Raw genomic sequence first — 19,610 nt, forward strand, 5'->3', positions numbered from 1 at the left:
CCCGAGCCGTGTCTTCAAGGGCATGCGCATGGCCGGTCGCATGGGTGGCGAGCGCGTCACCGTCCTGAACCTCAAGGTGCAGGCCGTCGACGCCGAGAAGGGCCTGCTGCTGGTCAAGGGCGCCGTTCCCGGCGCTCGTGGCCGCATCGTTTTCGTCCGCAACGCAGTGAAGGGGGCCTAGGTAAATGGCTACCTCGATTGACGTCCTCGACCTCCAGGGCAAGAAGGCCGGCTCCATCGAGCTCCCCGAGGCCCTGTTCGACGTCCAGACCAACATCCCGCTGATCCACCAGGTGGTCACCGCCCAGCTCGCCGCAGCGCGTCAGGGCACCCACAAGGTGAAGAGCCGCGGCGAGGTCTCCGGCGCCGGCCGCAAGCCGTTCAAGCAGAAGGGAACCGGTCGCGCTCGTCAGGGCTCGATCCGCGCCCCTCAGATGACCGGCGGTGGCATCGTCCACGGACCGAACCCCCGCGACTACTCGCAGCGCACCCCGAAGAAGATGATCGCCGCCGCTCTGCTCGGCGCTCTCTCGGACCGCGCCCGCGGCAGCCGCATCCACGCCCTCCAGGCGCTCACCGTCGGCGAGGTCCCCTCGACCAAGGCCGTCGTCGAGCTGCTGAACGGCGTCGCCACCTCGAAGCACGTCCTCATCGTGCTCGAGCGCGACGACCTGAACGGCTTCAAGAGCGTCCGCAACGTGCCGAACGTGCACGTGCTGACCTACGACCAGCTGAACGCCTACGACGTGCTGGTGAGCGATGACATCGTCTTCACCCAGGCCGCGCTCGAGGGCTTCATCGCCGCGAAGACGGCGCCGAAGAAGGAAGAGGTGGACGCGTAATGGCCTCCCTGAACAAGGACCCGCGCGACGTCATCATCGCCCCGGTCGTCTCTGAGAAGAGCTACGGCCTGATCGACGAGGGCAAGTACACCTTCCTCGTCGACCCGCGTTCGAACAAGACCGAGATCAAGCTCGCCATCGAGTCGATCTTCAAGGTCGAGGTCGCGTCGATCAACACCCTGAACCGTCAGGGCAAGACCCGCCGCACCAAGTTCGGCCTCGGCAAGCGCAAGGACACGAAGCGTGCCATCGTCACGCTGAAGTCCGGTTCCATCGACATCTTCACGGCCGTCGGCTGAGCGAAGGACTAGAGGAAAACAGACATGGCTATTCGCAATTACAAGCCCACGACCCCGGGTCGTCGCGGCTCCTCGGTCGCCGACTTCGCCGAGATCACCCGCTCGACGCCGGAGAAGTCCCTTCTCCGTCCGCTGTCGAAGACCGGTGGCCGTAACAACCAGGGCCGCATCACGACCCGTCACATCGGTGGTGGCCACAAGCGCCAGTACCGCGTCATCGACTTCCGTCGCAATGACAAGGACGGCGTGAACGCCAAGGTCGCTCACATCGAGTACGACCCCAACCGCACCGCGCGCATCGCGCTGCTGCACTTCTTCGACGGCACCAAGCGCTACATCCTGGCGCCGCAGGGCCTGAAGCAGGGCGACATCGTCGAGTCGGGCGCCGGCTCGGACATCAAGCCGGGCAACAACATGCCCCTTCGCAACATCCCCACCGGTACGGTCATCCACGCGATCGAGCTGAAGCCGGGCGGCGGCGCGAAGATGGCTCGTTCGGCGGGCGCCTCGGTGCGTCTCGTCGCGAAGGACGGCCCCTACGCCCAGCTGCGCCTCCCCTCCGGCGAGGTCCGCAACGTCGATGCGCGCTGCCGCGCAACCATCGGCGAGGTCGGCAACGCCGAGCAGTCGAACATCAACTGGGGCAAGGCCGGCCGCATGCGCTGGAAGGGCGTGCGCCCGACCGTGCGTGGTGTCGCGATGAACCCGATCGACCACCCGCACGGTGGTGGTGAGGGCAAGACCTCCGGTGGTCGCCACCCGGTCAGCCCGTGGGGCCAGAAGGAAGGCCGCACGCGTCACCCCAACAAGGAGAGCGACAAGCTCATCGTTCGCCGCCGCAACGCCGGCAAGAAGCGCAAGTAGGAGTTCGAGAAGATGCCACGCAGTCTCAAGAAGGGCCCCTTCGTCGACGAGCACCTGTTTCGCAAGGTGGTCGCCGCGAACGAGGCCAACAGCAAGAACGTGATCAAGACCTGGTCGCGCCGCTCGATGATCGTCCCGGCCATGCTGGGTCACACCATCGCGGTGCACGACGGTCGCAAGCACATCCCGGTGTTCGTCACCGAGACCATGGTCGGTCACAAGCTCGGCGAGTTCGCGCCGACCCGTACCTTCCGCGGCCACGTGAAGGACGACAAGAAGGGTCGCCGCCGCTAACGCGGAGGCGAAAAGGAGGAGAGAAATGGTGGAGTCGATCGCACGCGTGCGACACATCCGCGTCACCCCCATGAAGGCCCGCCGCGTCGTCAACCTGATCCGCGGCAAGCAGGCCCAGGAGGCCCTGGCCATCCTGAAGTTCGCGCCGCAGAGCGCGAGCGAGCCCGTGTACAAGCTGGTCGCCTCGGCGATCGCCAACGCGCGGGTCAAGGCCGACCAGTCGAACACCTACCTGGACGAGCAGGACCTCTACGTGAGCCGCGCCTTCGTCGACGAGGGCACCACCCTCAAGCGGTTCCAGCCGCGAGCACAGGGTCGGGCCTTCCGCATCAACAAGCGCACCAGCCACATCACGATCGTCCTCGCGACGCCGGATGAGGTCGAGGACGCCAAGGCTACGAAGAAGGCGAGCAACTAATGGGTCAGAAAGTCAACCCGTACGGCTTCCGTCTGGGAATCACGACCGACCACGTGTCGCGCTGGTTCTCCGACAGCACGAAGAAGGGTCAGCGTTACAGCGACTACCTCGCTGAGGACGTCAAGATCCGCACGCTGCTCAAGACGTCGCTGGACCGCGCGGGCGTGTCCCGCATCGAGATCGAGCGCACCCGCGACCGCGTCCGCGTCGACATCCACACCGCCCGTCCGGGCATCGTGATCGGTCGCCGTGGCGCCGAGGCCGAGCGCATCCGCGCCGACCTCGAGAAGCTCTCGGGCAAGCAGATCCAGCTGAACATCCTCGAGGTCAAGAACCCCGAGGCCGACGCTCAGCTCGTCGCCCAGGGCATCGCCGAGCAGCTCGCCGCACGTGTGGCGTTCCGCCGCGCGATGCGCAAGGGCCTGCAGGGCGCACAGCGCGCCGGCGCCAAGGGTGTCCGCATCCAGGTGTCCGGCCGTCTCGGCGGCGCCGAGATGAGCCGCTCGGAGTTCTACCGCGAAGGTCGTGTGCCGCTCCACACGCTCCGCGCCAACATCGACTACGGCTTCTACGAGGCCAAGACCACCTTCGGTCGCATCGGTGTCAAGGTGTGGATCTACAAGGGCGACATCACGAACAAGGAACTCGCTCGCGAGCAGGCGAACGCCAAGCCGTCGCGCGAGCGCAACGACCGTCCGCGTCGCGGTGGCCGGGGCAACGCCCCTGCCGCGGAGACCGCGCCGGCCGCAGCAGGAGTTGAGGCATAACCATGTTGATCCCACGTAGAGTCAAGCACCGCAAGCAGCACCACCCCGGCCGTAGCGGCCAGGCGACCGGTGGCACGAAGGTGTCGTTCGGCGAGTTCGGCATCCAGGCCCTGACCCCCGCTTATGTGACCAACCGTCAGATCGAGTCCGCTCGTATCGCCATGACGCGTCACATCAAGCGTGGCGGCAAGGTGTGGATCAACATCTACCCCGACCGTCCGCTCACCAAGAAGCCGGCCGAGACCCGAATGGGTTCCGGTAAGGGTTCGCCCGAGTGGTGGGTCGCCAACGTCAAGCCGGGTCGCGTCCTCTTCGAGGTCTCGGGTGTCTCCGAGGACCTCGCCCGTGAGGCGATGACCCGTGCAATTCACAAGCTGCCCCTCAAGGCACGCATCATCAAGCGCGAGGAGGGCGACGCGTAATGGCGATCGGTTCCAAGGAGCTCGCCTCGAGCGAGCTCGACACTTTCGAAGACGAGCGTCTGGTCGACGAGCTGAAGAAGGCCAAGGAAGAGCTGTTCAACCTGCGCTTCCAGTCGGCCACCGGCCAGCTCGAGAGCCACGGCCGCCTGCGTGCCGTGAAGCGCGACATCGCTCGCATCTACACGGTCATCCGCGAGCGCGAGCTCGGCATCCGCGCCACCCCGGCTCCGGCCGAGGTCGCTGACGCGAAGGCCGCCAAGAAGACGAAGGCGAAGAAGGAGGCCCCCGCGGTCGCCGAGGTCGCCGAGAACGAGACTGAGGAGGCCAAGTAATGGCTGAGTCCACCAAGGCCGCCAAGGCCGAGGAGACGGCGGCCGACGAGGCCCTCGTCCGCGGGTACCGCAAGGCCCGCCGTGGTTACGTGACCAGCGACAAGATGGACAAGACCATCGTCGTCGAGGTCGAGGACCGCGTGAAGCACCCCCTGTACGGCAAGGTCCTCCGCCGCACCTCCAAGGTGAAGGCGCACGACGAGAACAACTCCGCCGGCATCGGCGACCTGGTTCTCATCAACGAGACCCGCCCCCTGAGCGCCAGCAAGCGGTGGCGCCTGGTTGAGATTCTGGAGAAGGCCAAGTGATTCAGCAGGAATCCCGACTCAAGGTCGCCGACAACACGGGTGCCAAGGAGCTCCTCACCATCCGTGTTCTCGGCGGTTCGAGCCGTCGCTACGCCGGCCTGGGTGACGTCATCGTCGCCACGGTCAAGGACGCGATCCCCGGCGGCAACGTCAAGAAGGGCGACGTCGTCAAGGCGGTCGTCGTCCGCGTGCGGAAGAACACCCGCCGCCCGGACGGCTCCTACATCAAGTTCGACGAGAACGCCGCCGTCATTCTGAAGAACGACGGCGACCCCCGTGGAACCCGCATCTTCGGACCGGTCGGTCGCGAGCTCCGCGACAAGAAGTTCATGAAGATCATCTCGCTCGCTCCGGAGGTGCTGTAAGCCATGGCGAACATCAAGAAGGGCGACCTCGTCGAGGTCATCACGGGCCGTACCCAGGCCCGCGGTGGCGACCGCGGCAAGCAGGGTCGTGTCATCGAGGTCCTGGTCGAGAAGAACCGCGTGATCGTCGAGGGCGTCAACTTCGTCACCAAGCACGTGCGCGTCGGCCAGACGCAGCGTGGCACGAAGACCGGCGGCATCGAGACCCACGAGGCCTCGATCCACGTCTCGAACGTGGCCCTGGTCGACCCCGAGACCAAGAAGCCGACCCGCGTCGGCTTCCGCACCGAGACCGTTACGAAGGACGGCGTCACCAAGACGGTCCGCGTTCGTTACGCCAAGAAGTCTGGTAAGGACCTGTAATGACGGACACTGCAACCGCTGCTGGCAAAATCCAGCCGCGCCTGAAGCAGAAGTACAAGAACGAGATCTCCCAGCAGCTCCAGGGCGACTTCGGTTTCACCAACGTGCACCAGGTGCCCGGTCTGGTGAAGATCGTCGTCAACATGGGTGTCGGCGAGGCGGCTCGTGACGGCAAGGTCATCGATGGTGCGGTCGCAGACCTCACCCTCATCACCGGCCAGAAGCCTCAGGTCACCAAGGCCCGCAAGTCCATCGCGCAGTTCAAGCTGCGCGAGGGTCAGCCGATCGGCGCGCACGTCACGTTGCGCGGCGACCGCATGTGGGAGTTCCTCGACCGCCTGCTCTCGCTCGCTCTGCCCCGTATCCGCGACTTCCGCGGTCTCTCGGACAAGCAGTTCGACGGCAACGGCAACTACACGTTCGGTCTCACGGAGCAGTCGATGTTCCACGAGATCAACCAGGACCGGATCGACCGCGTCCGCGGTATGGACATCACGGTCGTGACCACCGCCAAGAACGACGAGGAGGGTCGCGCGCTTCTGAAGCAGCTCGGCTTCCCCTTCCGTTCGGCCGAGACGGCGAACTAGCGAAAACCTAGTAGCCTTGTCTCTTTGTGGGCCGGCCGACCCGGCCGGCCCACTTCCACCACAGGTCGTCAGTCGTGTAACGGCTGAACGAAACCTGGTGTACGAAGGAAAACCGCAATGACAATGACAGATCCGGTCGCAGACATGCTGACCAGACTGCGCAACGCGAACTCGGCGCACCACGACACCGTGTCGATGCCGCACTCCAAGCTCAAGTCCCACATCGCCGAGATCCTCACCAGCGAGGGCTACATCTCCGGCTGGGACGTCGCTGACGCCCGCGTCGGCAAGACCCTGACCCTGCAGCTCAAGTTCGGTCCGAACCGTGAGCGCTCCATCGCCGGTATCAAGCGCGTCTCGAAGCCCGGCCTCCGCGTCTACGCGAAGTCCACGGAGCTCCCCAAGGTGCTCGGCGGGCTCGGCGTCGCCATCCTGTCCACCTCCTCCGGTCTTCTGACCGACCGTGAGGCTGAGAAGAAGGGCGTGGGTGGGGAAGTCCTCGCCTACGTGTGGTAACCCGCCATGTCGCGTATTGGAAGACTGCCCATCGACGTCCCCGCGGGCGTTGATGTGAAGATCGACGGCCAGGCCGTCACCGTCAAGGGACCGAAGGGCGAGCTCAGCCTCACCGTCGCCACCCCCATCGAGGTCAAGCTCGAGGAGGGCCAGGTCCTGGTCACCCGTCCGGACGACGAGCGCGCTTCGCGTTCGCTCCACGGCCTGACCCGCACCCTGATCAGCAACAACATCGTCGGCGTCACCGAGGGCTACTCCAAGGGCCTCGAGATCGTCGGAACCGGTTACCGCGTCGCGCAGAAGGGTGCGGCCGTCGAGTTCGCACTCGGCTTCTCGCACCCGGTGACGGTCGAGCCGCCGGCCGGCATCACGTTCACGGTCGAGGGCAACAACAAGCTGACGGTCACCGGCATCGACAAGCAGGCCGTCGGTGAGGTCGCCGCCAACATCCGCAAGATCCGCAAGCCCGAGCCCTATAAGGGCAAGGGTGTGCGCTACGCCGGCGAGGTCGTGCGTCGCAAGGCCGGAAAGGCTGGTAAGTAATCATGGCTCTGGGTACCAGAGGAAAGAGCAAGGCGGCCGCTCGCGACCGCCGTCACACCCGCCTTCGCAAGAAGATCGAGGGCACCGCGGCTCGTCCGCGCCTGGTCGTGACGCGTTCCGCTCGCCACGTCTTCGTCCAGATCGTCGACGACGCGCAGGGTCACACCCTCGCGTCCGCGTCGACCATGGAGCAGGACCTGCGCGGCTTCGACGGCGACAAGACCGCCAAGGCCCGCAAGGTCGGTGAGCTCGTCGCCGAGCGCGCGAAGAGCGCCGGCGTCGACGCCGTCGTGTTCGACCGTGGTGGCAGCAAGTACGCGGGTCGCGTCGCTGCTGTCGCCGAGGGAGCTCGAGAGGGTGGATTGAACCTGTGAGCGACGAAAACAACAAGGAGCAGACCGTGGCAGAGCAGGCCGTGGAGACCGCGCAGCCGGTCGAGACCGCAGCCTCGACCAAGAACTCGAACGAGCGTGAGCCTCGTCGGGGTGGCCGGGAGCGCAACCCGAACCGCGACCGCGGTAGCCGTGACGCCGACAAGAGCCAGTTCCTCGAGCGCGTCGTGACCATCAACCGTGTGTCGAAGGTCGTCAAGGGTGGTCGTCGCTTCAGCTTCACCGCTCTCGTCGTCGTCGGCGACGGCAACGGTCTCGTGGGCGTCGGCTACGGCAAGGCCCGTGAGGTGCCGCTCGCGATCTCGAAGGGTGTCGAGGAGGCGAAGAAGAACTTCTTCCGCGTCCCGCGCGTCGGCAGCACCATCCCGCACCCGGTGCAGGGTGAGGCCGCCGCCGGTGTGGTCCTCCTCCGTCCGGCCGCCGCCGGTACCGGTGTTATCGCCGGTGGCCCGGTGCGCGCCGTTCTCGAGTGCGCCGGCATCCACGACGTTCTCAGCAAGTCGCTCGGCTCGTCGAACACGATCAACATCGTCCACGCGACCGTGGCAGCCCTCAAGCAGCTCGAAGAGCCGCGTGCGGTGGCCGCCCGTCGTGGTCTGGACTACGACCGTGTCGCGCCCGAGAAGCTGCTGCAGATCGAGGCCCGTGCGGCTGAGGCCGCCGCTACCGCGAAGGCAGGTGCCTGATGGCTGCGCGTCTGAAGATCACGCAGATCAAGTCGAAAGTGAGCGAAAAGCAGTACCAGCGCGACACGTTGCGCAGTCTGGGACTCAAGCGCATCGGTGACGTCGTCGTCCGCGAGGACACCCCGCAGAACCGCGGGTACGTCAACACCGTCGCTCACCTGGTGAAGGTCGAGGAGATTGACTAATGGCTGACGACAAGCCGAACACTGAGGCTGCCGAGAAGCCGGCCGCCAAGAAGCCCGCCACCAAGGCGGCGACCACCAAGGCTGCCGCCGACAAGCCGGCCGCCGAGAAGAAGGCCAGCACCGCGAAGAAGGCTCCGGCGAAGGCCGCTGCCGACAAGGCTGCTGCCGCCAAGGGCGACGACACCGTCGCCGCCAAGCCCGCCGCGAAGAAGGCTGCGCCCAAGAAGGACGTCGCGGCTCCCCGCGAGCAGGTCCTGAAGGTGCACCACCTCCGTCCGGCCGCCGGTTCCAAAAAGGACAAGACCCGCGTCGGACGCGGTGAGGGTTCCAAGGGTAAGACGGCCGGTCGCGGTACCAAGGGTACGAAGGCCCGCTACTCGGTCCGCCCCGGCTTCCAGGGTGGCCAGCTTCCGTTCCACATGCGGACGCCGAAGCTGCGCGGGTTCAAGAACCCGTTCCGGGTCGAGTACCAGGTCGTGAACCTGGAGAAGCTCGCCGAGCTGTACCCCTCGGGCGGTGACGTCACCGTCGCCGACCTGGTCGCCAAGGGTGCCGTTCGCAAGAACGAGAAGGTCAAGGTTCTCGGTAACGGGGACATTGCGGTTAAGCTGAACGTTGCGGTCGACAAGGTCTCCGGCTCTGCTGAGCAGAAGATCGTCGCCGCTGGTGGATCCATCAAGTAACCACCCGTAAAGCAGCGCAGTCGGGTGGCCGGGGGACCGGCCACCCGACTGACTCTTACAGGAAGCAGGACGCACTTTGTTTAGCGCCGTCGCGCGGATCTTCCGCACCCCGGACCTCCGCCGGAAGATCGCTTTCACTTTGGGCATCATCGCCCTGTTCCGGCTGGGGTCGTTCATCCCCGCGCCGTTCGTCGACTTCGGCAACGTGCAGACCTGCCTGAACGCGAACCAGGACACCTCGGGCCTCTACTCCCTGGTGAACCTGTTCTCGGGCGGTGCCCTGCTCCAACTCTCGGTCTTCGCGCTCGGCATCATGCCGTACATCACCGCGTCGATCATCGTGCAGCTCCTGCGCGTGGTCATCCCGCGCTTCGAGACCCTCTACAAGGAGGGTCAGGCCGGTCAGGCCAAGCTGACGCAGTACACGCGCTACCTCACCATCGCGCTGGGCGTCCTCCAGTCGACGACCCTCATCACCGTCGCCCGCTCCGGCGCACTGTTCGGTACGACCTCGGTCTCGCAGTGCACGCAGCTCATCACGGACGACTCCTGGTACGCGATCATGCTCATGGTCATCACCATGACCGCCGGCACCGGCCTCATCATGTGGATGGGTGAGCTCGTCACCGAGCGCGGCATCGGCAACGGCATGTCGCTCCTGATCTTCACCTCGATCGCCGCGCAGTTCCCGAACTCGCTCTGGGCCATCGCCCAGGCGCAGGGCGTCGAGATCCTCATCGTCGTGATCGCGATCGGACTGCTCATCGTGGCGGCCGTCGTGTTCGTCGAGCAGTCGCAGCGCCGCATCCCCGTCCAGTACGCCAAGCGCATGGTCGGCAGGCGGACGTACGGCGGCAACAACACGTACATCCCGATCAAGGTGAACATGGCCGGCGTCGTGCCCGTCATCTTCGCGTCGTCGCTGTTGTACCTGCCTGCGCTGATCGCGCAGTTCAACCAGCCCGCGGCCGGCAAGGCCCCGGCGCCGTGGGTGACCTGGATCACGAACTACCTGACCAAGGGCGATCACCCGCTCTACATGCTCCTGTACTTCCTCCTCATCGTGGGCTTCACGTACTTCTACGTGGCGATCACCTTCAACCCGGAGGAGGTCGCGGACAACATGAAGAAGTACGGCGGCTTCATCCCGGGCATCCGCGCCGGACGCCCGACCGCCGAGTACCTCGACTACGTCCTGACCCGCGTGACGCTGCCCGGTTCGATCTACCTGGGCCTGATCGCCCTGATACCGCTCGCGGCCTTCGCGTTGATCGGGGCGAGTCAGAACTTCATGTTCGGCGGCACGTCCATCCTGATCATCGTCGGTGTCGGTCTCGAGACGGTCAAGCAGATCGATTCTCAACTCCAGCAGCGACACTACGAAGGGCTTCTGCGTTGACCCGTCTACTGATCGTCGGACCTCCCGGAGCGGGCAAGGGCACTCAGGCCTCCCGCATCACCTCCGTGTACGGGATCCCCGACATCTCGACGGGCGACATCTTCCGGGCCAACATCAAGAACGAGACGCCCCTCGGCAAGCAGGTCAAGGCCATCGTCGACGCGGGCGACTACGTTCCGGACAGCCTCACCAACCAGCTGGTCACCGACCGCCTGTCCGAGGAGGACGCCGCGAACGGATTCCTGCTCGACGGCTACCCCCGCACCCTCGCCCAGGTCGACTACCTGGACGAGATGCTCGCGGCGCAGGGCCAGAAGCTCGACGCGGTGATCCAGCTTGTGGCCGACCAGGACGAGATCGTCGCGCGTCTGACGAAGCGCGCTCTCGAGCAGGGCCGCGCCGACGACTCCGAGGAGGCCATCCGCCACCGCCAGGACGTCTACGTGCGCGAGACCTCCCCGCTCGTCGACGTGTACAGCAAGCGCGGTCTGCTCGTCGAGGTCGACGGCCTCGGCGAGATCGACGAGGTGGCCGAGCGCGTGCGCGCGGCTCTCGCCGAGCGCGGCATCGAGCCGGTCGACGGCTCGGCCGACGAGTCGGTGGCGTAGCAGCTCCGATGGTCTTCAAGCGGTCGCTCTACAAGTCGCCCGCCCAGCTCCGCCTCATGGTGGCGCCGGGCCGGGCGACGTCCGCGTCTCTGGACGCCGTCGCCGCCGCGATGGCCGCCGGCATCACCACGCTGGAACTGGACGCCCTCGCCGAGCAGGCCATCGAGGCCGCCGGCGGCAAGCCCAACTTCAAGCTCGAGCAGGGCTACCACCACACGATCTGCGCCTCGGTCAACGACGAGGTCGTCCACGGCATCCCCGGCTCGCGCGTGCTGCAGCCCGGCGACATCGTGTCGATCGACAGCGGCGCCATCCTCGACGGCTGGAACGGCGACTCGGCCCGGACGTTCGTCATCCCGGACCCGACGCGGCCGGAGGTCGTGGCCGAGCGCCAGACCCTCTCCGACGTGACCGAGCAGTCGCTGTGGCACGGGATCGCCCGTCTCGCGACCGCACGGCACCTCAACGAGGTCGGCGAGGCGGTCGAGGACTACATCGTCTCGCAGGGCGACTACGGCATCCTCACCGACTACATCGGCCACGGGATCGGGCGCCGGATGCACGAGGACCCGCCGGTCTTCAACTACCGCGTCCGCGCGAAGGGCCCGGAGGTCAAGCCGGGACTCGTCGTCGCCATCGAGCCGATGGTGGTGCTGGGCGACCAGGAGACGTATGTGAAGGACGACGGCTGGACCGTCGCTACGGAGGACGGCACCGCGGCCGCCCACTGGGAGCACAGCGTCGCCGTGCACGCGGGCGGCATCTGGGTGCTCACCGCAGCGGACGGCGGCGCGGCCGGTCTCGCGCCGTTCGGGATCACTCCCGCGCCCATCGCCTGAGGCCCGTTCGCTCTGAGCGGGCGTAGATGATAGCCCAGAGTTGGCGAAATGCCGGTGCATCCCATAAGATTGATCCTTGGTGTCTTGGGCACGTTTTTTGCATGCCTGACTCCATTCAACGCACGACCAGCAAACCACTACTTTTAGCGACAGTGAGGCTATGGCCAAAAAAGACGGTGTCATCGAGATCGAAGGATCTGTTGTCGAAGCGCTGCCCAACGCGATGTTCCGCGTCGAGCTGACCAACGGCCACAAGGTTCTTGCCCACATCTCCGGCAAGATGCGTCAGCACTACATCCGCATCCTCCCCGAGGACCGCGTGATCGTGGAGCTGAGTCCTTACGATCTGACCCGCGGCCGGATCGTCTACCGCTACAAGTAAGGGTCTGCTGTAAGTAACGGCTCCACCATCGGGTAGCCCCTGGCGGAGTACGAGGACAGCGAACAAAGGTAAAGAAACATGAAGGTCAAGCCTTCCGTCAAGAAGATCTGCGACAAGTGCAAGGTCATCCGTCGCAACGGACGGGTCATGGTCATCTGCGAGAACCCGCGCCACAAGCAGCGCCAGGGCTGATCGCAGCTCTCATAACCGAATAACGAATACAGGCGATCCCAGATCCCGCGCCGCCAGCCGGCGCGGGGGACACCCTCGGAGGAGGCCGGGGCACCGGGATCGCTGCAGACCTCCACTCATCACAGGAGAAGCCAACACATGGCACGTCTAGCAGGCGTCGACATCCCGCGCGAGAAGCGCGTGGAGGTCGCACTCACCTACATCTACGGCGTCGGGCGCACGCGTGCGCTCAAGACGCTCGCCGAGACCGAGATCTCGGGCGACATCCGCGTCAAGGACCTGACCGACGAGCAGCTCGTCGCACTCCGCGACTACATCGAGGGCAACTTCAAGGTCGAGGGTGACCTCCGCCGTGAGGTCGCCGCCGACATCCGCCGCAAGGTCGAGATCGGCAGCTACGAGGGTATCCGCCACCGCAAGGGCCTCCCGGTCCGCGGCCAGCGCACCAAGACGAACGCTCGTACCCGCAAGGGTCCGAAGCGCACCGTGGCCGGCAAGAAGAAGGCGCGCTAAGGCCCGCGGCCCGAAGCTCTTAGGATTCAGGAGAAAAAATGGCAGCACCCAAGTCGGCCGCTCGCAAGCCGCGCAAAAAGGAAAAGAAGAACATCGCTGTGGGCCAGGCCCACATCAAGAGCACCTTCAACAACACGATCGTCTCGATCACCGACACCACCGGTGCGGTCATCAGCTGGGCCTCGTCCGGCGGCGTCGGGTTCAAGGGCTCGCGCAAGTCGACCCCGTTCGCCGCGCAGCTGGCCGCCGAGTCGGCCGCCCGCCAGGCGCAGGAGCACGGGATGAAGAAGGTCGACGTCTTCGTCAAGGGCCCGGGCTCGGGACGCGAGACGGCGATCCGCTCGCTCCAGGCCGCTGGCCTCGAGGTGGGCTCGATCAACGACGTCACCCCGCAGGCGCACAACGGTTGCCGCCCGCCCAAGCGTCGCCGCGTCTAGTTCTCTTCACGTCGCCCGTCAGGCGGCGGTCCACCCGGGCCGCCGCCTGTCGGCGTGACGAACCCCACCTCACTCAACGCAAGTGTCATATAGCGGACACTTAGCCGAAAGGAATCAACAGTGCTCATTGCACAGCGTCCTACGCTCACCGAAGAGAACATCTCCGAGTTCCGCTCGCGGTTCGTCATCGAGCCCCTGGAGCCCGGCTTCGGATACACCCTCGGCAACTCGCTTCGTCGCACCCTGCTCTCGTCCATCCCCGGTGCCGCAGTCACCAGCATCCGCATCGACGGCGTGCTGCACGAGTTCAGCACCGTCCCGGGCGTGAAGGAAGACGTCACCGAGATCATCCTGAACATCAAGGGTCTCGTGGTGTCGAGCGAGCACGACGAGCCGATCACCGCCTACCTGCGCAAGACCGGCTCCGGCCAGGTCACCGCGGCGGACATCTCGGCTCCGGCGGGTGTGGAGATCCACAACCCCGAGCTGGTCATCGCGACCCTCAACGACAAGGCGAAGTTCGAGGTCGAGCTCACCATCGAGCGCGGCCGCGGCTACGTGTCGGCCCAGCAGAACCGCAACGAGTACAGCGAGGCGGGCCAGATCCCGATCGACTCGATCTACTCCCCGGTCCTGAAGGTCACCTACCGCGTCGAGGCCACCCGTGCCGGCGAGCGCACCGACTTCGACCGCCTCGTGGTCGACGTCGAGAGCAAGCCCGCGATCACCCCTCGTGACGCGATCGCGTCGGCCGGCCGCACGCTCGTCGAGCTGTTCGGTCTGGCGCGCGAGCTCAACAGCGCCGCCGAGGGCATCGAGATCGGCCCCGCGCCGGTCGACCAGGTCCTCAGCTCCGAGCTCTCGATGCCCATCGAGGACCTCGACCTGTCGGTCCGTTCGTACAACTGCCTCAAGCGCGAGGGCATCAACACCGTGAGCGAGCTCGTCTCGCTGTCGGAGACGCAGCTCATGAACATCCGCAACTTCGGTCAGAAGTCGGTGGATGAGGTCAAGGACAAGCTGACGGAGATGGGTCTGTCGCTGAAGGACTCGGTTCCCGGGTTCGACGGTGCCCACTTCTACAGCGGGTACGAAGAGGACGAGACCACCATCTGAGGCCTCGTCGTTCCCGACAAGCCTTTCGACGTTTCACAACTGGAGATAACCGATCATGCCTAAGCCCACCAAGGGCCCCCGCCTCGGAGGCGGTCCCGCGCACGAGCGCCTCATGCTCGCCAACCTGGCTGCCGCGCTGTTCACGCACAAGAGCATCAAGACCACCGAGACCAAGGCGAAGCGTCTGCGTCCCTACGCCGAGCGTCTGATCACGTTCGCGAAGCGCGGCGACCTGCACGCCCGCCGTCGCGTGCTCGCCGTGATCGGCGACAAGTCCGTGGTCCACGAGCTCTTCACCGAGATCGCGCCGCTGGTCGCCGAGCGTGAGGGCGGCTACACCCGCATCACGAAGCTCGGCTACCGCAAGGGTGACAACGCGCCGATGGCGCAGATCGAGCTCGTGCTCGAGCCCGTCACCCCGAAGGCCAAGCCGGCCAAGTCCTCGAAGGCCGCCGCCCCCAAGGCTGCTCCGGTCGAGGAGACCCCGGCCGAGGAGACCACCGAGGACACCACGGCCGCTGAGGCCGAGGTCGTCGAGGAGTCGACCGGCGACGCCGAGGTCAGCGCCGACGAGACCACCGCCGAGGCGGAGGCCGAGAAGGCGTAACGCCCTCGCATCCTGTTCAGGAGGCCCCGCATCCATTCGGATGCGGGGCCTCCTGCGTTGCATAGGGTGGTGGGATGGAGCAGAACGACCAGTCCCTGCCACCGCTGTCCGACCGGGTGACGGCACCGCCGACCCCCGCGCCGCGGCATCCGCTGATCACCCGGTGGCGTGCAGCGACACCGGACGATGTGGATGCGGTGTGGGAGGTCGTGAAGGCGATGGACGCCGTGGACCACCCGAACTACATCACCACGCGCGACGAGGTCGCCGAGGAGCTCGGCTACAGCTTCGTGGAGCTGGAGACGGACACGCTGCTCGCCGAGACCGCGGACGGCCGCGTGGTCGCGGCTGGGGTCGTCGTGGAGCCGCCGGGCCAGGAGACGCTCGTGCGCGAGTTCCTGAACGGCGGTGTGCATCCCGAGTTCACGGGCCGGGGGATCGGTCGTGAGCTGCTCGAGTGGCAGGTCGCGCGTGGCGAGCAGAAGCTGGCGGCGTCGGACGCGCGGTTGCCGGGATGGCTCGTCGGCTACGCGGACGAGCGCGCGCCGCACCGGGAGCATCTTCTGCGCGCCGCCGGGCTCGAGCCCGTGCGGTACTTCCTCGGCCTCGAGCGCGATCTCGCCGAGCCGGTGCCGGAGGTCCTGCCGGTCGGCGAGGTGCGCATCGTGCCGTATGCGCCCGAGCTCTCGGAGGCCGTGCATCGCGCCCGTGACGAGGCGTTCGGCGACCACTGGGGCAGCCAGCCGATGAGCGACGAGCAGTGGGAGGCGTTCATCGGAGGGACCTTCCGGCCGGATCTGTCGTTCGTGGCCCTCGCACCGGGAGCGGAGGGGGAGCGCGTCGCGGGATGCGTGCTGGCCCAGGTGAACGAGGAGGACTGGACCGCGCAGGGTTTCACCGGGGCCTACGTGGCGATGCTCGGCACGACGCGGGCGCACCGCGGGCAGCGGATCGCGCCCGCCCTGCTGTCGACCACTCTCGCGGCGTGCGCGGAGCGAGGCTGGGAGAAGGTCACGTTGGACGTCGACGCCGAGAACCCGACCGGCGCGCTCGGCCTCTACACCCGCCTCGGGTTCGTGACCGCGACACGGGAGACGGGGCTGGTGCGCGCCTACTGAGAGGCCGCACCGGGCGGGAGCTGGTACCAGGGGAGGTCGGGGCGCACGTCGGAGTGCTCGGCGAGCATCCCGAGCGCCCTGCCGAGCGCCTGCGCGTAGATCAACCCGCCCTGATGGCCGGGGTGGATCTGGTCGTCGGCGAGCAGGTCCAGATGCGCCGCGATCGCACCCTTCCAGTCGGCGACGACGACGCGTCCGGGGTGGTCGGCGGCGAATCGGTCCAGCGTGGCGTTCACGCCGTCCGTCCAGGGACGCGGCGCCTGGACGTTCACCAGCACCAGCTGACGGCGCGGACCGATCGCGTCGAGCACGGATCCGAGGGTGGCGGGCGAGACCGGCCCGTTGGTGCCGAGGCCGATCACGACCACGCCGCGCAGGCCACCCGACGCGGCGGCCCCGGCGATCGCCTCCGGCGCCTTACTCATCTGCCGTGACACGACCGCGTCGACGGAGATGCCGGGATAGGTCTCCTGGAGGGCGGGGGCGGAGGCCAGCATCACGGAGTCGCCGAAGGCGGAGATGCCGGGGCCCTTCGCGAGGGAGTACGGATCCGACGGCGCTCCCGGCAGCGCCGGGGGAGAACCGTCAGCTGTGGCGGGCGTCGTGCCGCGCAGGGATGCGGCGCCCTGCTCGATCATCCGCTGCGCGGCGGTGGCCGACGGGGCCAGCGCCATCGCCGTGACGGTGCCGGCGACGAGGAGCCCGGTGACGGCGAGCCCGGCGATACCGGCGATCCTCGTCGAACGGGAGGCGCGCATCCGGACCCGAGCGCGCCGCAGCGCGCCCAGCAGACCGTGCGCCCGGATGGGCTGCTCCAGGTAGCGGTACGACAGCAGCGCCGTCGCGCCCGTGACGGCCAGCGATCCGGCGCCCACGAGCAACGCCGCGACGGGCTCGTTCTCATCGGGCACGAACGCGCAGGCCAGCACGAACACCGGCCAGTGCCAGAGGTACAGACCGTAGGATCGCGCTCCGACGAAGCGCAGCGGGGCCAGATCCAGCGTGCGGCCGAGGGAGGAGCGCGGGACGATCGCCGCCCAGATCGCGACCGCGGTCAGCAGGCTCACCAGCGCGAGGCCGCCCCGATAGGTGAAGGCCGCGTCGGCGGCCATCGCGTAGGCGCACACCACGAGTCCCAGCACGGAGGCGGCGCCCAACGGGGGAAGCCACCGCCGCACGAACGTCTGCAGCGCGCTCTCGCCGCTGTCGAGATCGAGGGGCCGCATCCGCACCACCAGGAGAGCCAGCGCCGCCCCGAGCGCGAGCCCGAAGCTGTGGGTGTCCGAGCCGAAGTAGACGCGCGTCGGGTCCTCGCCGGGGACATAGAGCACGGCCATCCAGGTCGCCGAGGCCACGGCGGCCGCCAACACGATCGCGAACCGCGCCCACCAGTGGCGGAGGAGGGCGAGGGCGAGCAGGATCAGGGGCCAGACGAGGTAGAACTGCTCCTCGACGGCGAGGGACCAGAGGTTGCGGAACAGCTCGGGTGCGCCCTGCGCGAAGTAGCTCGTGTCGGCGGCGACCGAGAGCCAGTTCGCACTGAAGGTGAAGGCGCCGAGGATCTGGCGGGGGAGGCCCACCAGCACGTCGCCGCCGAGCGCGAGGGCGACGGTGGAGCACACGACCACCAGCACGGCGATGGCCGGCAGGAGCCGTCTGGCGCGGCGCACCCAGAACCGGCGCAGGTCGATCCGGCCGCTCGCGCGCCGCTCCCGCACGAGGAGGCTGGTGATGAGGAACCCGCTGATCACGAAGAAGACGTCCACGCCGATGAAGCCACCCGGGAGCACGCCGGGGAACAGGTGGTAGACGAGCACGACCGCGACGGCGAACGCGCGGAGACCGTCGAGGCCCGCGTACCGCACCGGCCCGGCCGGGGAGGGCCGGGAGGCGGGGGCGGCCGACGGATCGACGGTCACGGCGGGCTGGACGGTGAGGAGAGGCAATTCAGTCACAGAGGCGGTCGGAGGCGGGTGCGGATCAGGCCGGGCCGCAGGGGCCGCGGAAGCGCCCACGATAGCAATCGCGGCTGACATCCGGCTCAGGCCGGCGGGCGCGCCGGGCGGTCCGAGCCCTCCCTAGAATCGAGGGATGACCGACCTGGTGACGCGCTTCCGGCTCGACATCGCCTATCAGGGCACCGACTTCAACGGGTGGGGGCGGCAGCCCGGGCTCCGCACGGTGCAGGGCGTGCTCGAGGACGCCCTCGCGACCATCTTCCGCCGGGCCGGCGAGCCTCCTGTGCTCACCGTCGCCGGCCGAACCGATGCCGGTGTGCACGCGCTCGGCCAGGTCGCCCACGTCGATCTCGCTCCCGCGCAGGTCGCGCTACTGCGCCGCCCGCACGGCAAGCGGCCCCCGCTCCCGGCGCACGAAGCACTGGCTCGCCGCCTCAACGGCGTGCTCGGGCCGGTGGCCGATGTGATCGTGCGGGAGGCGGGCGAGGCCCTCCCCGGCTTCGACGCGCGCTTCTCGGCCGTGTGGCGCCGGTACGAGTACCGCGTCGCCGACCGCCACGCCTTCCGCGATCCGCTGCAGCGCCACCGCATCGCCTGGGTGTCGTCGGAGCTCGACGTCACCCGGATGGACATCGCGGCGCACGGCCTGCTCGGCCTGCACGACTTCGCGAGCTACTGCAAGGCGCGGGAGGGTGCGACGACGATCCGCACCCTCCAGGCGTTCTCCTGGCGGCGGGAGGCGGACGGCGTGCTCGCCGGCGAGGTCGTCGCCGACGCCTTCTGCCACAGCATGGTCCGGGCGCTCGTCGGGGCGTGCGTGGAGGTGGGGGAGGGCAAGCTCGAGCCGGGCGACCTCATCGGCCTCCGCGACGAGCAGCGCCGCACCAACGCGTTCAAGGTCATGCCCGCGCGCGGCCTGACCCTGATGGAGGTCGGCTATCCGGCCGCAGCCGAGCTCGCCCTGCGCGCCGAGCAGACCCGGGCGCTGCGCTCGCTCTGAGGCGCCGCATCCGCCGCAGCGCTCACTTGCCCGAGCGGCGGGGAGGGCCGATGACGAGCGCCACCCGCCGAAAACGCTTCTGTCGTGCGGGCCGAGGGCGCCCTTGCGCTCCCTGGTTCGCCGGAGCGCTCCGGCACGACTGCGGCGGGCGGATGGAAGTAGTTATCGTCGCGCCACTCCGGCTGCCGGACCCGACGTGTCCGGCGATCAGGTCCGCCGCCGTCCCCTCGGGTGCCGGTGCCCACGAAGACGTCGTTGATCAGTCCTCGGGAGACGCCGAGGCCGGTGAGTGTCAGCGCGGCGCCGCGCCCGACGGCCTCGATCATCGCGGTGGAGCTCACGGTGACGAGCGCCAGCGCGCGGTCGAGATGAGCGTCCGTCGGGCCGGTGTCGAGCGTCTCCGCCGGGGAGGAGATGTCGGGCAGACCGGTGAGGATCACCAGGCGTCGGTGCACCGCCGATGGAGTTGGTCGATGAGGAGTTCGGCCACCGGTCCGAGCGTCGCGACCAGGACGACGTCCGGCGGGTCGGTGCGGACGCGCTCCACGACGACGTCGACGCTGAACACCTACGGC

The 19,610-nt window shown here is 67.7% G+C and carries 31 protein-coding genes and 1 pseudogene; 30 read left to right on the forward strand and 2 right to left on the reverse strand.

The features are described from left to right. From rplC to BGO91_RS05445, 29 genes and pseudogenes are all read left to right on the forward strand, one after another. Positions 1–181 (forward strand): annotated as a pseudogene (gene rplC / locus BGO91_RS05305) (50S ribosomal protein L3); the annotation flags it as partial. 4 nt (positions 182–185) lie between these two features. Further along, positions 186–842, forward strand: coding sequence for a 50S ribosomal protein L4 (rplD, locus tag BGO91_RS05310; RefSeq protein WP_021759589.1), 657 nt, complete (start codon positions 186–188; stop codon positions 840–842). Further along, positions 842–1,141 (forward strand): 50S ribosomal protein L23, encoded by a 300-nt coding sequence (rplW, locus tag BGO91_RS05315; protein ID WP_290471828.1) that lies wholly within the window; start codon positions 842–844, stop codon positions 1,139–1,141. The genes rplD and rplW overlap by 1 nt, the downstream gene beginning before the upstream one ends. A 24-nt stretch (positions 1,142–1,165) precedes the next feature. After that, positions 1,166–2,005, forward strand: coding sequence for a 50S ribosomal protein L2 (gene rplB / locus BGO91_RS05320; RefSeq protein WP_290471829.1), 840 nt, complete (start codon positions 1,166–1,168; stop codon positions 2,003–2,005). A 12-nt stretch (positions 2,006–2,017) separates the two neighbouring features. Continuing rightward, positions 2,018–2,299, forward strand: coding sequence for a 30S ribosomal protein S19 (gene rpsS / locus BGO91_RS05325; protein ID WP_018191964.1), 282 nt, complete (start codon positions 2,018–2,020; stop codon positions 2,297–2,299). Between the two features lie 25 nt (positions 2,300–2,324). Next, entirely contained in the window at positions 2,325–2,717 is a 393-nt protein-coding gene (rplV, locus tag BGO91_RS05330; protein ID WP_021759582.1) for a 50S ribosomal protein L22, read from the forward strand. Then, on the forward strand, positions 2,717–3,484 hold the full coding sequence (gene rpsC / locus BGO91_RS05335) for a 30S ribosomal protein S3 (RefSeq protein WP_021759580.1): 768 nt from the start codon (positions 2,717–2,719) through the stop codon (positions 3,482–3,484). Before rplV ends, rpsC begins: the two co-directional genes overlap by 1 nt. Before the next feature lie 2 nt (positions 3,485–3,486). After that, on the forward strand, positions 3,487–3,906 hold the full coding sequence (gene rplP, locus BGO91_RS05340; RefSeq protein ID WP_021755781.1) for a 50S ribosomal protein L16: 420 nt from the start codon (positions 3,487–3,489) through the stop codon (positions 3,904–3,906). Further along, complete coding sequence (gene rpmC, locus BGO91_RS05345) at positions 3,906–4,238, forward strand: 50S ribosomal protein L29 (protein WP_290471830.1); 333 nt, start codon at positions 3,906–3,908, stop codon at positions 4,236–4,238. The genes rplP and rpmC overlap by 1 nt, the downstream gene beginning before the upstream one ends. Next, positions 4,238–4,546, forward strand: a complete 309-nt coding sequence (gene rpsQ, locus BGO91_RS05350; RefSeq protein ID WP_021759576.1) for a 30S ribosomal protein S17 — start codon at positions 4,238–4,240, stop codon at positions 4,544–4,546. Before rpmC ends, rpsQ begins: the two co-directional genes overlap by 1 nt. Continuing rightward, the gene (gene rplN / locus BGO91_RS05355) at positions 4,543–4,911 is read left to right on the forward strand and encodes a 50S ribosomal protein L14 (protein WP_021759574.1); all 369 of its coding nucleotides are present in this window, start codon (positions 4,543–4,545) and stop codon (positions 4,909–4,911) included. The genes rpsQ and rplN overlap by 4 nt, the downstream gene beginning before the upstream one ends. A gap of 3 nt (positions 4,912–4,914) precedes the next feature. Continuing rightward, on the forward strand, positions 4,915–5,274 hold the full coding sequence (gene rplX / locus BGO91_RS05360; protein WP_290471831.1) for a 50S ribosomal protein L24: 360 nt from the start codon (positions 4,915–4,917) through the stop codon (positions 5,272–5,274). Continuing rightward, positions 5,274–5,861 (forward strand): 50S ribosomal protein L5, encoded by a 588-nt coding sequence (rplE, locus tag BGO91_RS05365; RefSeq protein WP_290471832.1) that lies wholly within the window; start codon positions 5,274–5,276, stop codon positions 5,859–5,861. The genes rplX and rplE overlap by 1 nt, the downstream gene beginning before the upstream one ends. A gap of 117 nt (positions 5,862–5,978) precedes the next feature. Beyond that, positions 5,979–6,377, forward strand: a complete 399-nt coding sequence (rpsH, locus tag BGO91_RS05370) for a 30S ribosomal protein S8 (protein ID WP_290471833.1) — start codon at positions 5,979–5,981, stop codon at positions 6,375–6,377. Between the two features lie 6 nt (positions 6,378–6,383). Further along, positions 6,384–6,920, forward strand: a complete 537-nt coding sequence (gene rplF / locus BGO91_RS05375; RefSeq protein ID WP_290471834.1) for a 50S ribosomal protein L6 — start codon at positions 6,384–6,386, stop codon at positions 6,918–6,920. A gap of 2 nt (positions 6,921–6,922) precedes the next feature. Next, on the forward strand, positions 6,923–7,294 hold the full coding sequence (gene rplR, locus BGO91_RS05380; protein WP_290471835.1) for a 50S ribosomal protein L18: 372 nt from the start codon (positions 6,923–6,925) through the stop codon (positions 7,292–7,294). A gap of 41 nt (positions 7,295–7,335) precedes the next feature. Then, entirely contained in the window at positions 7,336–7,998 is a 663-nt protein-coding gene (gene rpsE / locus BGO91_RS05385) for a 30S ribosomal protein S5 (RefSeq protein WP_290471957.1), read from the forward strand. Further along, positions 7,998–8,183 (forward strand): 50S ribosomal protein L30, encoded by a 186-nt coding sequence (gene rpmD, locus BGO91_RS05390; RefSeq protein WP_021759561.1) that lies wholly within the window; start codon positions 7,998–8,000, stop codon positions 8,181–8,183. Before rpsE ends, rpmD begins: the two co-directional genes overlap by 1 nt. After that, entirely contained in the window at positions 8,183–8,866 is a 684-nt protein-coding gene (rplO, locus tag BGO91_RS05395; protein ID WP_290471836.1) for a 50S ribosomal protein L15, read from the forward strand. The genes rpmD and rplO overlap by 1 nt, the downstream gene beginning before the upstream one ends. Positions 8,867–8,942: 76 nt before the next feature. Beyond that, positions 8,943–10,265 (forward strand): preprotein translocase subunit SecY, encoded by a 1,323-nt coding sequence (gene secY, locus BGO91_RS05400; RefSeq protein ID WP_021759557.1) that lies wholly within the window; start codon positions 8,943–8,945, stop codon positions 10,263–10,265. After that, positions 10,262–10,873, forward strand: a complete 612-nt coding sequence (locus BGO91_RS05405; RefSeq protein WP_290471837.1) for an adenylate kinase — start codon at positions 10,262–10,264, stop codon at positions 10,871–10,873. Before secY ends, BGO91_RS05405 begins: the two co-directional genes overlap by 4 nt. A gap of 8 nt (positions 10,874–10,881) precedes the next feature. Further along, complete coding sequence (gene map, locus BGO91_RS05410; protein WP_290471838.1) at positions 10,882–11,712, forward strand: type I methionyl aminopeptidase; 831 nt, start codon at positions 10,882–10,884, stop codon at positions 11,710–11,712. A gap of 160 nt (positions 11,713–11,872) precedes the next feature. After that, entirely contained in the window at positions 11,873–12,094 is a 222-nt protein-coding gene (gene infA, locus BGO91_RS05415) for a translation initiation factor IF-1 (protein WP_021759551.1), read from the forward strand. A gap of 78 nt (positions 12,095–12,172) precedes the next feature. Continuing rightward, positions 12,173–12,286 carry a 50S ribosomal protein L36 gene (gene rpmJ / locus BGO91_RS05420; RefSeq protein ID WP_021759549.1) on the forward strand — a complete coding sequence of 38 codons (114 nt, stop codon included), beginning with the start codon at positions 12,173–12,175 and terminating at the stop codon, positions 12,284–12,286. A gap of 138 nt (positions 12,287–12,424) precedes the next feature. Next, the gene (gene rpsM / locus BGO91_RS05425; protein ID WP_025156616.1) at positions 12,425–12,799 is read left to right on the forward strand and encodes a 30S ribosomal protein S13; all 375 of its coding nucleotides are present in this window, start codon (positions 12,425–12,427) and stop codon (positions 12,797–12,799) included. A gap of 38 nt (positions 12,800–12,837) precedes the next feature. Continuing rightward, positions 12,838–13,236: a 30S ribosomal protein S11 gene (rpsK, locus tag BGO91_RS05430; protein WP_018191944.1), complete on the forward strand. Its 399-nt coding sequence runs from the start codon at positions 12,838–12,840 to the stop codon at positions 13,234–13,236. Between the two features lie 120 nt (positions 13,237–13,356). After that, a complete protein-coding gene (locus tag BGO91_RS05435) occupies positions 13,357–14,352 on the forward strand; it encodes a DNA-directed RNA polymerase subunit alpha (RefSeq protein WP_021759543.1) in 996 nt (331 codons plus the stop codon). A gap of 55 nt (positions 14,353–14,407) precedes the next feature. Continuing rightward, positions 14,408–14,959, forward strand: a complete 552-nt coding sequence (rplQ, locus tag BGO91_RS05440; RefSeq protein WP_039921398.1) for a 50S ribosomal protein L17 — start codon at positions 14,408–14,410, stop codon at positions 14,957–14,959. A gap of 74 nt (positions 14,960–15,033) precedes the next feature. Continuing rightward, positions 15,034–16,077 (forward strand): N-acetyltransferase, encoded by a 1,044-nt coding sequence (locus BGO91_RS05445; RefSeq protein WP_290471839.1) that lies wholly within the window; start codon positions 15,034–15,036, stop codon positions 16,075–16,077. On the opposite strand, the gene BGO91_RS05450 is transcribed toward BGO91_RS05445, so the two are convergent. Then, positions 16,071–18,032, reverse strand: a complete 1,962-nt coding sequence (locus BGO91_RS05450; protein ID WP_290471840.1) for an acyltransferase family protein — start codon at positions 18,030–18,032, stop codon at positions 16,071–16,073. The two genes, BGO91_RS05445 and BGO91_RS05450, sit on opposite strands and share 7 nt — an antisense overlap. A gap of 136 nt (positions 18,033–18,168) precedes the next feature. On the opposite strand from BGO91_RS05450, the gene truA reads away from it, so the two are divergent. Then, positions 18,169–19,035: a tRNA pseudouridine(38-40) synthase TruA gene (truA, locus tag BGO91_RS05455; RefSeq protein ID WP_290471841.1), complete on the forward strand. Its 867-nt coding sequence runs from the start codon at positions 18,169–18,171 to the stop codon at positions 19,033–19,035. Here the strand turns inward: truA and BGO91_RS05460 are convergent. Continuing rightward, entirely contained in the window at positions 18,972–19,475 is a 504-nt protein-coding gene (locus tag BGO91_RS05460; RefSeq protein ID WP_290471842.1) for a DUF6716 putative glycosyltransferase, read from the reverse strand. The two genes, truA and BGO91_RS05460, sit on opposite strands and share 64 nt — an antisense overlap. Positions 19,476–19,610: the final 135 nt, after the last annotated feature.

The sequence above is a fragment of the Leifsonia sp. 71-9 genome, assembly GCF_001898805.1.
Taxonomy (GTDB): domain Bacteria; phylum Actinomycetota; class Actinomycetes; order Actinomycetales; family Microbacteriaceae; genus Leifsonia.

Bases quoted from the DNA above. Each gene is read 5' to 3' on its own strand.
- rplD (WP_021759589.1), top strand. From the start codon at position 186: ATGGCTACCTCGATTGACGTCCTCGACCTCCAGGGCAAGAAGGCCGGC.
- rplW (WP_290471828.1), top strand. From the start codon at position 842: ATGGCCTCCCTGAACAAGGACCCGCGCGACGTCATCATCGCCCCGGTC.
- rplB (WP_290471829.1), top strand. From the start codon at position 1,166: ATGGCTATTCGCAATTACAAGCCCACGACCCCGGGTCGTCGCGGCTCC.
- rpsS (WP_018191964.1), top strand. From the start codon at position 2,018: ATGCCACGCAGTCTCAAGAAGGGCCCCTTCGTCGACGAGCACCTGTTT.
- rplV (WP_021759582.1), top strand. From the start codon at position 2,325: ATGGTGGAGTCGATCGCACGCGTGCGACACATCCGCGTCACCCCCATG.
- rpsC (WP_021759580.1), top strand. From the start codon at position 2,717: ATGGGTCAGAAAGTCAACCCGTACGGCTTCCGTCTGGGAATCACGACC.
- rplP (WP_021755781.1), top strand. From the start codon at position 3,487: ATGTTGATCCCACGTAGAGTCAAGCACCGCAAGCAGCACCACCCCGGC.
- rpmC (WP_290471830.1), top strand. From the start codon at position 3,906: ATGGCGATCGGTTCCAAGGAGCTCGCCTCGAGCGAGCTCGACACTTTC.
- rpsQ (WP_021759576.1), top strand. From the start codon at position 4,238: ATGGCTGAGTCCACCAAGGCCGCCAAGGCCGAGGAGACGGCGGCCGAC.
- rplX (WP_290471831.1), top strand. From the start codon at position 4,915: ATGGCGAACATCAAGAAGGGCGACCTCGTCGAGGTCATCACGGGCCGT.
- rplE (WP_290471832.1), top strand. From the start codon at position 5,274: ATGACGGACACTGCAACCGCTGCTGGCAAAATCCAGCCGCGCCTGAAG.
- rpsH (WP_290471833.1), top strand. From the start codon at position 5,979: ATGACAATGACAGATCCGGTCGCAGACATGCTGACCAGACTGCGCAAC.
- rplF (WP_290471834.1), top strand. From the start codon at position 6,384: ATGTCGCGTATTGGAAGACTGCCCATCGACGTCCCCGCGGGCGTTGAT.
- rplR (WP_290471835.1), top strand. From the start codon at position 6,923: ATGGCTCTGGGTACCAGAGGAAAGAGCAAGGCGGCCGCTCGCGACCGC.
- rpmD (WP_021759561.1), top strand. From the start codon at position 7,998: ATGGCTGCGCGTCTGAAGATCACGCAGATCAAGTCGAAAGTGAGCGAA.
- rplO (WP_290471836.1), top strand. From the start codon at position 8,183: ATGGCTGACGACAAGCCGAACACTGAGGCTGCCGAGAAGCCGGCCGCC.
- map (WP_290471838.1), top strand. From the start codon at position 10,882: ATGGTCTTCAAGCGGTCGCTCTACAAGTCGCCCGCCCAGCTCCGCCTC.
- infA (WP_021759551.1), top strand. From the start codon at position 11,873: ATGGCCAAAAAAGACGGTGTCATCGAGATCGAAGGATCTGTTGTCGAA.
- rpmJ (WP_021759549.1), top strand. From the start codon at position 12,173: ATGAAGGTCAAGCCTTCCGTCAAGAAGATCTGCGACAAGTGCAAGGTC.
- rpsM (WP_025156616.1), top strand. From the start codon at position 12,425: ATGGCACGTCTAGCAGGCGTCGACATCCCGCGCGAGAAGCGCGTGGAG.
- rpsK (WP_018191944.1), top strand. From the start codon at position 12,838: ATGGCAGCACCCAAGTCGGCCGCTCGCAAGCCGCGCAAAAAGGAAAAG.
- rplQ (WP_039921398.1), top strand. From the start codon at position 14,408: ATGCCTAAGCCCACCAAGGGCCCCCGCCTCGGAGGCGGTCCCGCGCAC.
- BGO91_RS05445 (WP_290471839.1), top strand. From the start codon at position 15,034: ATGGAGCAGAACGACCAGTCCCTGCCACCGCTGTCCGACCGGGTGACG.
- truA (WP_290471841.1), top strand. From the start codon at position 18,169: ATGACCGACCTGGTGACGCGCTTCCGGCTCGACATCGCCTATCAGGGC.